General features: G+C 36.2%; 13 protein-coding genes. All 13 read right to left on the reverse strand.

What is annotated here, in order from left to right; translation table 11 throughout:
* On the reverse strand, window positions 1-841 hold an 841-nt coding region (locus tag EO766_RS16885), incomplete at its 3' end, for a serine hydrolase domain-containing protein (RefSeq protein WP_287101613.1).
* A gap of 92 nt (window positions 842-933) precedes the next feature.
* On the reverse strand, window positions 934-1,725 hold the full coding sequence (locus EO766_RS16890; RefSeq protein WP_074419514.1) for a hypothetical protein: 792 nt from the start codon (window positions 1,723-1,725) through the stop codon (window positions 934-936).
* Window positions 1,722-4,103 (reverse strand): EcoAI/FtnUII family type I restriction enzme subunit R, encoded by a 2,382-nt coding sequence (gene hsdR / locus EO766_RS16895; RefSeq protein WP_074419515.1) that lies wholly within the window; start codon window positions 4,101-4,103, stop codon window positions 1,722-1,724. The genes EO766_RS16890 and hsdR overlap by 4 nt, the downstream gene beginning before the upstream one ends.
* Window positions 4,104-4,125: 22 nt before the next feature.
* Entirely contained in the window at window positions 4,126-6,168 is a 2,043-nt protein-coding gene (locus EO766_RS16900; protein ID WP_081298688.1) for an N-6 DNA methylase, read from the reverse strand.
* Window positions 6,169-6,680: 512 nt separating this feature from the next.
* A complete protein-coding gene (locus EO766_RS16905) occupies window positions 6,681-7,373 on the reverse strand; it encodes a hypothetical protein (protein ID WP_074419516.1) in 693 nt (230 codons plus the stop codon).
* A gap of 245 nt (window positions 7,374-7,618) precedes the next feature.
* A complete protein-coding gene (locus EO766_RS16910) occupies window positions 7,619-8,236 on the reverse strand; it encodes a hypothetical protein (protein ID WP_074419517.1) in 618 nt (205 codons plus the stop codon).
* 467 nt (window positions 8,237-8,703) lie between these two features.
* On the reverse strand, window positions 8,704-9,126 hold the full coding sequence (locus tag EO766_RS16915) for a VOC family protein (RefSeq protein WP_074419518.1): 423 nt from the start codon (window positions 9,124-9,126) through the stop codon (window positions 8,704-8,706).
* 233 nt (window positions 9,127-9,359) lie between these two features.
* Window positions 9,360-9,566: a hypothetical protein gene (locus EO766_RS16920; RefSeq protein WP_074419519.1), complete on the reverse strand. Its 207-nt coding sequence runs from the start codon at window positions 9,564-9,566 to the stop codon at window positions 9,360-9,362.
* A gap of 6 nt (window positions 9,567-9,572) precedes the next feature.
* Window positions 9,573-9,770 (reverse strand): hypothetical protein, encoded by a 198-nt coding sequence (locus EO766_RS16925; RefSeq protein WP_074419520.1) that lies wholly within the window; start codon window positions 9,768-9,770, stop codon window positions 9,573-9,575.
* 12 nt (window positions 9,771-9,782) lie between these two features.
* Window positions 9,783-10,202: a molecular chaperone DnaJ gene (locus EO766_RS16930; protein ID WP_074419521.1), complete on the reverse strand. Its 420-nt coding sequence runs from the start codon at window positions 10,200-10,202 to the stop codon at window positions 9,783-9,785.
* Window positions 10,195-10,599 (reverse strand): hypothetical protein, encoded by a 405-nt coding sequence (locus EO766_RS16935; protein WP_074419522.1) that lies wholly within the window; start codon window positions 10,597-10,599, stop codon window positions 10,195-10,197. The genes EO766_RS16930 and EO766_RS16935 overlap by 8 nt, the downstream gene beginning before the upstream one ends.
* Before the next feature lie 49 nt (window positions 10,600-10,648).
* Window positions 10,649-11,146: a hypothetical protein gene (locus EO766_RS16940; protein WP_143439150.1), complete on the reverse strand. Its 498-nt coding sequence runs from the start codon at window positions 11,144-11,146 to the stop codon at window positions 10,649-10,651.
* 253 nt (window positions 11,147-11,399) lie between these two features.
* On the reverse strand, window positions 11,400-11,879 hold the full coding sequence (locus EO766_RS16945; RefSeq protein WP_074419524.1) for an MgtC/SapB family protein: 480 nt from the start codon (window positions 11,877-11,879) through the stop codon (window positions 11,400-11,402).
* Between the last annotated feature and the right edge of the window lie 224 nt (window positions 11,880-12,103).

A 12,103-nucleotide genomic window follows, 5' to 3' on the forward strand; every position in this document is an offset into this window, starting at 1 on the left:
ATCGGAATTCACTGCCAGGTTTGAAATTAAGTGGCTCGTCTTTTATGTAGTCAACTCCTTCTTTTGGTGTGTAGGTTTCTTTTTGTTTGGAAGGATTGGAGATTTCTGATAAGTAGTCTTTAATACCTGAAGTATTTGTCAATAAGTTTTCAATAGTGATTGTATAGCCTTTTGACGGGAAGTCTTTGATATATTTTTGAATACTGTCCTGCAAACTAATTTTGCCTTGTTCCACTAATTGTAGAATGGCAATGGCTGTGTACTGTTTACCCATAGAACCTGTCCTGAAAAGCATATTTGGTTGCATAGGAATGTTGAGTTCTGTGTTAGCCATCCCAAATGCTTTCTTGTAAACAACCTTGTCATCTTTTGCAATTAACACTACACAGCCCGGTGCAATCTTGGTCAACCGTTTAGGAATTAGTTCGTCAAGACTTTTTGATAGTTTTCTGTCCTGCTTACTTTGTCCACAAGAACTTGTCAGAAATAAAAGAGAAATGAGGAAAAAGTAAAACGATTTAATCATTCTTGAAATATTAGAGAGTGTCCAATGGCATAACACACAACGTTTTGCGGCTTGGCGTAGTGGCGGATTTTTAGCACAAAAGTTCAATCGAAGAACTGCACTTGAACCTACCACAAAACTGTCATACGAAGCACTGCACCCGCCATTACGCCAAACCGCTGTTAGCAGTAGGCCTTCTGTCCACCGTGTCTGTAAACCATTGTAGTTGTTGAGTTTCACTGTCTTTGTCGGGTTGGTTTGTGTGACGGGTGTTTTAATTTTTTTTGAAGGGTGGGAAAAAATATTTTGAATTTTCTTTTGTGTTGGTGCAGACATGCTCTTTTGCAAGCTTTGGTCTGTGCGTTGGCTTGTGCGGCTTGCAAATGTGCATAGCTGCGAAGGGTTGGCTGATATGTTCCTAAATGTTCTCAAATCTGCAATGGTGGTCTGTCAAAATAATTGTTATTCAATTCAACTTTAGTTAATCGGTTACTTGGATGAATTAATTTTTCAAGTTCTTCATTTATGTAAACCCAATGTCCTTTCATGTCTGGAATTCTATCTACTAATTTTTCATATTTCTTTTCAGTTGTCCCGCTTACCAATTTAGATACTTCCAAAATGTTGTAAGATAAATTAATGTGATGTTCAGAATGAAAGCCCATTATCGCTAACAGAGCCTGAACATCCTTAACTGGAAAAAATAGTGATTGAAGGATAGATATTTTTTCTTTTGATTTTATTGGTCCATATCTCAAGTCTTTTAAAATTTCTTCAGCTTTTGTTTGGCTTTGAGTTGTTAGTTTGAAAATACCAAGTTCCATGGCTCGCAATAAATAAATGTCTAAATAGTAATAACGGGTTACTATTTTATTTTCAACGACATCACCGTCAATTTGTATAACTCCACGATAATCTGAAGGGCAACCAACAGGTGCCGTAAACTCAAATTCTGCAAAAACATAGTGGTTTGGCTTTAGCATAACTCTGTGAATATCAAAATATGCAGTTGTTGCGTCAAACCTTGATTTTACTTGGCACTTTAATAGTAAATCGTCATTGTTGTCTATGATGATATCGAATCCATCAACATCAACATCTGACCTGAATGCTTTTAAATGAATACCACGTAATGCTGATGCTTCCTTTAAATCAAAAAAAAGTTTTTGATTTAAAATGTCTTCACGAACTTGGGTATTGTCTTTTAAAAAATCTTTCATATCGCTACTCTTTTGTCATACAAATAAGTCTGGAAACCGATAAAAGTGTTTCTAATTGTTGTAATGTCGCCAAGTTCTTTTTTAGCGTCTGCAATGGCGTGATATTTCAAAACAAGCAAGTCACCAATTTTCGTGTCGTCCAGTTCGTCAACGCCTTGTTTTACATACTGGCTCAAAACGAAGTTTAAAAACTCTTGCTGTTTTGGGTCGTAATTGTCTAAATGAATTTTTGCTCTGTCTGCTCTGTCTGTCCGTTCCAATATGTCTGAATGGAAAGCGATGTAAGCCAAAACATCATACAGGTCGCTGTTTTCAGCGTTCAGCATTTTTTGAAACTCTGTCAACTGTTGTTTGGCAAAACCTTTTTCTGAAAGTTCTTCCAGTAGTTTCTTTCTTGTGTCGGGTTTGCTCCAAATAGTCCGCAATTCATCTTCACTTTTAAACAGTTCGGGCAAAGTACCAAATAAGGATTTTAAAAATTCTTCTGCTGAAATTGGCGTACCGTCCGGACTCCAAAACGAAGTACTTACCATGTGTTGAAACTGCCTGACTTTACCGTCTGCCAATTTTACTTTTACCATTCTTCTTGGCGGAATGTCGCAACGGCACATGACATATCCGCAAACTTCACAAGCTGGCTCAGGTTCTCTAACACAAATGCAAGGTCTTTGACCACAATATTGACAAGATTGGGGCTGTGGCCTTGGTTCGGGTGTTTCAGGTTGTTCGGGTTCGCCATCCCATTCAGGGTCGCTAAAGTGATGATGTGCTTTTACAAAATCGAAAATCGTAAAATAATCTTTACCGTCAAATAAGCGAGTGCCACGCCCAATAATTTGTTTAAATTCTATCATTGAATTTACAGGACGAAGCAATACAATGTTTCTAACTTCGGGTGCATCAACGCCTGTACTCAATTTTTGAGAAGTTGTCAAAATAGTTGGAATGCTTTTTTCGTTATCCTGAAAATCTCTCAAATGTTGTTCACCCAATTTTCCATCATCTGCGGTAACACGGTGGCAAAAGTTTGGATTTTTAGAAGTTGCATATTGATTGATTAAATCACGAATTGCCAAAGCATGTAATTGAGTTGCGCAGAATACCAAGGATTTTTCATTTTGGTTAATCAAACTCATGAATATTTTAACCCGATATTCTTCACGCTCTTTAATTTCAATTATGCGGTTCATTTCCGCTTCTGTGTAGCGTTTGCCTTCTTCAATTTCGCCTTCTAAAACTGTATCGTCCGAAGTGAATAAATATTCGTCAATAGTAGTATCTATCTGCTTTACTTTGAAAGGAGTCAAGAAACCATCGTTGATTCCATCTTTCAGTGAATATACATAAACTGGCTCACCGAAGTAATCGTATGTATCTGCGTTTATTGTGCGTTTTGGTGTTGCTGTCAAACCTAACTGAACGGCTGGTTTGAAATACTCCATAATTGCACGCCAACTGCTTTCATCATTGGCACCGCCACGATGACATTCGTCGATAATGATAAAATCAAAAAAGTCATTTGGATATTCGCCAAAGTAGGGTGTATCATTTGGACCGCTCATAAATGTTTGGAAAATGGTAAAAAACACACTTCCGTTTTTTGGTACTTTACCTTTTTTCTTTATGTCGCTTGGATTGATACGAACCAAAGCATCTTCTTCAAAGGCTGAAAAAGCATTGAATGCTTGGTCTGCTAAAATATTTCTGTCGGCTAAAAATAATATTCTTGGACTTCTTTGTCCGTCTTTGTTTATGTTCCATTTTGCCTGAAACAGTTTCCACGCAATTTGAAAAGCAATAGCTGTTTTACCTGTACCCGTTGCAAGGGTCAGTAAAATACGAGGTTCGTTATTTGAAACAGCTTCTAAAACTTTAGTTATAGCATTTTCCTGATAATAGCGGGGTTGCCATGTTCCGCTTCTGTCTTCGAATGGAATTGATAATAATTTTTCACGCCAAACGGCTGATGTTGGTTGTAATTTGTCTTGTTCGCCAAAGGTCAATTCCCAAAGCTCATCAGGTGTAGGATATGAAGTTACATCTCCTTCCGTTCCTTCCTGCATATCAATGCGGTAAATCTGTAAACCGTTTGTACTGTATGTAAAGCGAACTTGTAACCTTTCAGCATAATCCTTAGCTTGTCCTACACCTTCGGTGTAATATTTATCCCTTGCTTTTGCTTCAATTACTGCAAGGTTTCTGTTTTTATATTGCAATATATAATCAGCTTTATCAGGCTTGCTTCGCTGACCATGCCCGATTAAACGACCTTTGTTGATTGGAAACTCCATGCGAATGCGACTGCCTTCTACAACGCCCCAACCTGCTGCTTTTAAAACAGGGTCGATTAATTCTGCTCTTGTTTCGGTTTCGTTCATAAAATAAAGCTTTGCAAATAGGCTAATCAGCGAATGTATTATTTATAACGCTAAATTTCATTTGCGCTAAAGTGTCTAAAATTCGCTGTTGATTCTGAATTGCCTGATTAATTATATCAAAAATGTTATCCAATTTCTCTACGATTTCTTTTTGTATATGAATTGGAGGAATCACTAAAGGCGTATTTAATATATCTTCCTTTCTTAAATTTGTTTGATTTTCCCCATTGTTAAATGCAAGTAAGTGTTTGTGTCTGTTTAGCTGATAGTATAGAAAACGCTTATCAAATTTATTCGTTCTTATTGCACAAATTCGTTGGTTTAGAGTATACAAATCGTCTTCATCAATAATGAAACACTTTGCGAGTGCTTTCCCATTTGGCACATCACTCATTACCATTACAATATCACCGACATATAACGGAAATAATTGTTCTCTCGTCTTTTTAAAGACTTCTCCTTCTGTTGAAATAAATTTAGAATTAACAACAATAAAGTCTCCATCATCATCTATAACTTTTTCATGTGCTTTTCCATTATAGAAATCGCAACATTTTGACAATACTGTTTTTTCCCAGCCATTTGAATTATGAGAAAGAAGGGAATCAATTGTACTTCTGAAAAATTCATTCGAAATGAGATTCTTAGAGTCTGCATCTATTCTATTAATGTCAGAAATCAATTCATTTGGGGAGATATTTATAACTTCGATTTGTTTGTTCGGATTGCTAACCGACAAATCGTATGATTTTTTGTTAATATGTTCAAAATCTACAAACCAAGAATTTAAAGAAACTTCTTTCCCTTTTTGCTTAAGAAGAAAATCATTCAAATCGTTATCGTTGATGGGATTGTTTTTTCCTAAACTTCTTTCAATTTCTAATTGATAGTACCATATTTTTTTTGTCGGCGTTCCCTTTTGGAAAAATAACACGATTGTTTTTTGACCAACACCCGTAAATGTGCCTACAGGTAAATCAAGAATCGTATGTACATCGCAGCTCTCTAATAAATGCTTTCTTAATGATATAGAAGCATTATCTGCATTACTTAAAAAAGTATTCTTAATTACAATAGCAGCTCTGCCACCAGCTTTTAAACTTTTAATAAAGTGCTGCAAAAATAATGAAGCTGTCTCACTTGTTTTTATGTCAAAATTCTGTTGAACTTCTTTGCGTTCATTACCACCAAAAGGTGGATTAGCTAGTATTACATCAAATCGGTCTTTTTCCTGAATATCTCTAATATTTTCAGAAAGGGTATTTGTATGAATAATATTTGGAGCTTCAATTCCGTGCAAAATCATATTCATAACACCAATTATGTAAGCAAGATTTTTTTTCTCTTTGCCATATAAAGTGTTCTCTTGTAATATTTTTAGGTTATTCGTGGTTTTATCCATTTTGTTAAACAAATACCCATGGGCTTCACATAAAAACCCTGCACTACCACAAGCTGCATCATATATTCTTTCTCCAATTACAGGTTGTGTAACTTCAATCATTGCACGAATTAATGGACGAGGAGTGTAATACTGACCACCGTTGCGACCAGCATTTCCCATGTTTTTAAGTTTAGTTTCATACAAATGACTTAGTTCGTGCTTGTCTTTAGAACTGCCGAAAGGCAGTTCATCAGTCATTTCAATAATCTCACGAAGATTGTAACCACTCTTAATTTTATTCTTAAGTTCACTAAAAATCTCCCCAATCTTGTATTCTATAGTTTTGGGATTATCTGCTTTTTGTTTAAACCCTGCCAAGTAAGGGAATAGTTTCAAATCGACAAACTTAACCAAATCGGGGCCTGTCATGGCTTTGTGATGGTCAAGTTTTCCGTCTGCTGTTTTGGGCATTGCCCAATTTGGCCAACGGTATTCTTCGTCAAGTATAAATTGGTAATCTTTCCCTTTTAAAGCTTCTTCATCAGCTTTTTCTCTCTCTAACTCGTCAAGATAACGCAAGAACAAAACCCAAGAAGTTTGTTCGATATAATCCAGTTCACTGTCCGCTCCTGCGTCTTTGTATAGAATGTCATCTATGTTTTTAAAAGTCTGTTCAAACATGTTGTCTTTTTATCTCAATTTATAATTTTCAAAGTTAATATTCTCGGTGGTGCGTTGGCAAAAAATGGCTCTTTTGGTTTTGCTGAAGGGTCGGCTTGTGGGCAGGGCAAAACCAAATGTGCCATTTGTGCGGTGGCAATTCAAAATATTTTGTGCGGTGGGAAAAAAATTAAAACACAGAAGGGTTGGCAATGAGTGTCGGTTTACTCGTTGTCCGTTTGTTGTATCGTTTTTATGTCTGTGTTCACCTGTCAAAATGGTTTACTTTTTTCTCGTTTAAGTTCGTGTCTGTCTGCTGTGTCGTGTCGTTTTAGGCTTACTGCTAACGTTAAAGCATTTGTGTTTGTGGCGGAATTTGAAATCCGTCAGCCTGGTACAAATGCTGATGTAAAATACAAAAGTTTATTGTTAATTCTATGACTCAATTTATAAAATCGGGCTGGGACAGAAGCTGGCATTAGCACACAGTTGAAGTGGCGTTATCTGTCCGCCGACATGACACAAATGCAATGTTATGTGCTGTTTTTAGTTTTCCTGAATTTGAAAAAATATTTCATTCGATAACGCAAGTGTAAAATTTGATTTTCTTGGTACGAGTCTTTTATATAAAAATCTTCGCTTTCTATGTCTGCAAAACCGTAAATATATTTGTTTTCAAAAAATATGCTGTCACTAAGCGTAAAATGCAATGTATTTGCCTTTACATCTAAGTTATTTACAAATTTTTTGTCCGTTAGTTTTGACTTGAGAATTGTGTCGTACTTATAATATAAGTTGAGTTTTGTCGATATAGAGTTTTTGTACAATGAATGTGAAATTGATTTTGAACTAAATGGATAACCGATTTGAATAGATAAACTGTCTTTAGAAATAAAATTGACACCACAAAAGTCAATGTCTACAAAAGGAAAACTTGTTTTTTTTGAAATAATTTTACTTCCGTCAAGGTTAGTAATTGACACGTCTGAATAATTGTTTATTTTAAGTGAAGATTTGTTTAAAGTGTCAATTTTAAAAACTGTATAAAACACGTAAGAACCAGAATAGTCGTCTAAGGTCTCCATTTTAGCAGCTTTCTTTTTAACGTCGTTGTCGCACTTATCAAGAATAGCATCGTATTGTTCTTTTACTTTTTTGTCGAATGTAACTTGAGCTGAACAAATGTCAAACGAAAGGAGGAATATGATAAAATAAAGCTGCTTCATAAAATAGCACATAACTGGAAGGTATTGCCGATGGTGGGGAATTTTATATTTTTCCTCCGGAACCGCTGCCTGGCTTTTTGATAAAGTTAAATATTAAGAACCAAAGCTGGGCTTTATTTGTCAAGCACCAAACCGCAGTACAACAGAATTATCGCTGCTGATTGCTCCAATGTCGAGCCCCACTATTGGCAATACCAATGTTGGCTGCTGTTATTTTGATTTCTTGAGTTCATACAATGAAAAAATTACGGTGCAGGCTTCATAATAAACGCATAGAAATTTCCCCACCAATCAAAACTGGGAATCACATAATAAAGTATTTGTCCAACAACGTAAATAATTAAGCAACCTGTTAATGTCTTGATTGGCTTGCCAATTTTATAATCTCTACGAATAAGAATAATCAAAATAAAATCAATGAGCAGAAAAGTAATTACAAAGGCTGGGATAATACCAGCAATTGTACTAATGCGAAAATCAATTTCCACTATCCTGTCAAATGTAGGTGCTAACAATGTCAAGCCAGTCGCAAGCATATATCTTGCATGAATGGAAGACTTGTGATGGTTAATTATGCCAAGTACATAAAATATCGCAAAGAATAAAAAAAAGAAAAGTCCATTAGGATTGTTGCATGATTTTTTTAATATTTCGGATTCAGAGATATGGCTTAGTCCATTAGCAATTTGTAAGCGAAAGTTATTAATCCTCGTATAATACTCTAACCGTATCACCAAAAAAGTAGAAAGCAAAACTAGTGGAACTAAAAAGTAGCTTAATCTACCAATTAATCTATGCTGTGGCAACTTCTTGTATTTTATTAAAAATGGTTGGACGATGAGCATAGCAATCCACAAAGACATTAACACAAAATGCACATGGATAATAATTGGTCTCGTTTTAAATAATACAGAGAAGTAGGTATAATAAAACCCGGCAAATACTAAGATTATATACAATAGAAACCAGTATCCTAAATTAGGGTAAAAGTTGTCTTTCCGTAACATAGTCAATTATGAATAGATTAAAAAAACTATTTCGATGTGTCCCAGAAAATTGCTGCCAACGTCCCGGGCTTGGCGCAGTACAGGTCAGAATTCCCGTCGCCCGGTTGGCCGTAGCTTTTTGTTGGTACGGCCAATTATGTGTTGATGATTAGAATTCCTATTGCTGGGTTTTAATTGTCGTCGCCCGTATTGAGCCAAGCCCCGGTTGGCTGCTGGCGTTTTATTTGTTTTATTGCAATGGCGACCAAGATGAAAACTTTTTATTCTGTCACCGCACTGGTAGCTGTCAATGTTTGTTAAATGCGTTCTTCTTGGACTTTTGCTTAAGCTTGTTTGTCTCCTTTGAAAATCCACTGAACTCCATATTTATCATAAAACTGTCCATATATGCCAAAAGGCAAATCATGCAACTCCTGAAGTCTTGTATTATTTTCTCCATCTTTGAGTTTGTCAAAAACTGTTCTTAATTCATCGTAAGTATTCCCCAAAACAAATATTGCGTACGTGTTTCCTTGAATTGGTTCAAATTCAGGAGAAGCCATCCAGTCAGTGGCTGAAATCTCGATATTATCGGTTTTAAGGAAAGCATTGATAAGCCTATTCCATTTTTCTTTTGGAAACATTTGTTTCATGGGAGTGTCACAAAGTTTTGTAAGCGTCAACTCTCCGCCTAAACATTTGTGGTAGAAAGTCATTGCCTCAGCACAATTGCCATCAAACAGTAGAAAGGGTGTACATCGTATCATATCGATTCTTTAACTAAATTATATTTTTATAAGTAGTGGATGTCAAGTTACCTGCGTAATTGTAGTTGAGGAGGACTTTTTACGCTTGCAGCCAACGTTTTCGGGCTTTGCGTTCGGGCGGGTTTCGGAGCACAAAATTGTCAACCAGCACTGAACTTGAATAGAAGCACAAAGCTCCAAGTTTGCACGTCACCCCGCCTGACGCAAAACCCGTGTTATGGGCTGGCTTTCTATTATTTGTCGTTATTTGTACCTTGTTCCCACTGCTTTTTCTTTTCAGCTTCTTCTTTCTTTTTGTTAGCACGACTTATTAAAAAAGCACCGAGCACTATGAAAGTTACACCCGCGAAATTTGGTTGTCGACCTGCGATTGTTCCCATAATTCCACCAAGTGTCGAGAGGCAACCAATTACAAGTATTACAATTCCTGTTGTTTTCATAGTCCTTTAGTTTTGTTCGTTTTCATTTTTTACATCCACAAAGTCAACGGAGTCAACTTTTTTGGAGAAGAGAATAATTATCAAACCAATAATTGGAGAAAGAAAAAGGCAAAGCACAAAGCTCCAGCCGTATCCAATTTTCCGGTTTCTGCCAAGTAAGGCTACAAGAGCCGCAATGATTACAAGAAATACGAGTTTTTCCATTTTTTTTGATTTTTAAAAGTTGATATTTAGTTTTTGAATTGCTTCTTCTTTTAATTCAAGCAAACGCTTGACATTATTTCTATTTTTAGATATCTCCTGAAATATATTCTCTGCGATAATATTTTTTTCCTTGTCAGTTGGAAAGCGGTCAGGATGGCACTTTACTTTAAGTTCGTCATATAGTTGTATTGAATTGAACGAACTGTTAATAATATTACCAAAGTCAATTTCCTGCTTTAATGATTCGTCTTTGAAGCGTTGTCGTGCTGTGTCCTTTGGTTTCAGTTGTTCCTTTAAGATTAAAAAAGTAATAATTCCAAATTCGGCTATGGCAAGCCACATCCACCAATTTGTATGTTCTCCAGTTTCTGCTGTCTTTGAGATAGCTTGTCCAGCTACTTTGATGCTGTCTTGTATTATAGAATCATTCATTTTCGTTGAATTTAGGAAGTGGTATATAATCTTTTAATTGCCATCTGCAACCGTATGTTCCAGCGTCACCGTGTATTTCTAAAGTGTCCCAACCGAGAACAATTAGTCTGCGAACTAAAACAGCATCGTCAAGTATTACTTTCCCGATATGAATTAATTCGTCCTTTGTAAGAACCCTACCGGTAAAAGCTTGAATTCTAAAGCCGGTATTAAGCCAGTTTGAAAATTGATGTTTATATGAACTTTCGCCTTTTGAAATACTTGCTTTCAATAATGTAGGTGCAATACCTGCAACAAAAGATGTCCGAGCGGATTCATTGAAGCTGCGCACGAGTTTTGCCCTTTCGCTCCTGTCGCGAAACCAATCGAGTATGTTATTCCATGTGTTATCTAACATTTTTCCGTAGTTTTAAAGTTCTTTGAAAGAATACATTATTCGGTTCATTTTATCCTTGTATTCTAATTCTTTGTTCGATAATGTCCAAGCCATAATTTGATAATACCTTTCCTTGAATGTAAGCTAATGAATAATATGCATCAATACCTTCAGCTCGTCCGCTTATTGTTAATAATCTTGCAGGCATATTGTTAATTGTTGTATCGACAATTTCAGACTTATGAGATACAGATATAGCTTGTTCAAAGCGGTTCATAAGTAGTTCTGAATAACCTTTAATGTCGTTTGAATAAGTTTCAGAGAGGTTATTGTCGTCCAGTGCTTTTTGCATTTCAGCTTTGGATTCGTCTATTACAATTACATAAAACTCTTTCCAAGCATGTTGATATTGTAATGATGCATCATCATTTAGTCCACTTGCTTTTGTCAAAAATGACGGAATAGCAACTGAATATTTATTTTCAATAGTCACGGTTTGCTGCTCGTCACCTGATTGACAAGAGTTCAATGACAAAATTGTCAAGAGTAGAATTGTAATATTTTTCATTGTTTGTCTGTTTATAAGCTTGCCCATAACGTTTCGGGGGTTTGCGATGGCGGGGAGTTTTAGCACTAAACTTTGTTCGGAGAACTGAACTTCCACCTTGCACAAATGTGTCTGCGAAGCACGGAACCCCCGCTGTCGCAAACCCCTTGTTAGCAGCAGCCCTTTTGCCTGTTCAAAGTTCAATATAAAAATAATTGTTGTTGGTTTGAAATTTCATTTTATTATATTTTTAAAATGTTGGTTCTGCGCTTTGTCAACCTTCATAGTCATTTGTGTTAGCTTCTTCATGTGTATGTTTTTTTGCCCAATGTCTTTTAATTTTTCCGTACCACTCAAAATGATGCAATGCCAGCAAAAAATAGATGGCAATTGTTGCACAAATTGCAATAATGAACATGCTATAAGCTACTGCCACACCAACTGCAGCGGTCGCCCAAACTGTTGAAGCTGTGGTAAGCCCATGCGTGAAACCTTTTGCATTGTCTTTATAAATAATGCCCGCCCCCAAAAAGCCGATACCCGTTACGATATTTGCTACTATTCGTGATGCTGCAGTTTCATCCGTTGAGTGAATTCCAATGAGCGTAAACAAAGCCGCTCCCAAACTTACTGCTGCATAAGTCCTGATACCCGCAGCATTCCCGTGTCTTTCTCTTTCTGTTCCTACCAAAGCACCAAGCAATAGGGCAATAAAAAGTTTTGCTACAAAAATTAATTCAAGTCTAATATCCATATTGTTTTTTTTAAAGTGTTGAGCATTAATTCTAATTTTCTTTTGATGCAATTTTGTCTATTTAACAGAATATGTCGGTCGATAGTTAGGGTTGCTGCTAACGTCCATCGGCTTGGCGTTCGGTGGGGAGTTTATATTCGTCCAGCCGATAACCGAAGCTGATTAGAATTAATGATGATGAATTTAAGAACTTAAGCTCAATGTTGAACGTCGTGCTGAAACAA

The organism is Hydrotalea sp. AMD (genome assembly GCF_004100315.1).
GTDB classification, from domain to species: domain Bacteria; phylum Bacteroidota; class Bacteroidia; order Chitinophagales; family Chitinophagaceae; genus Hydrotalea; species Hydrotalea flava.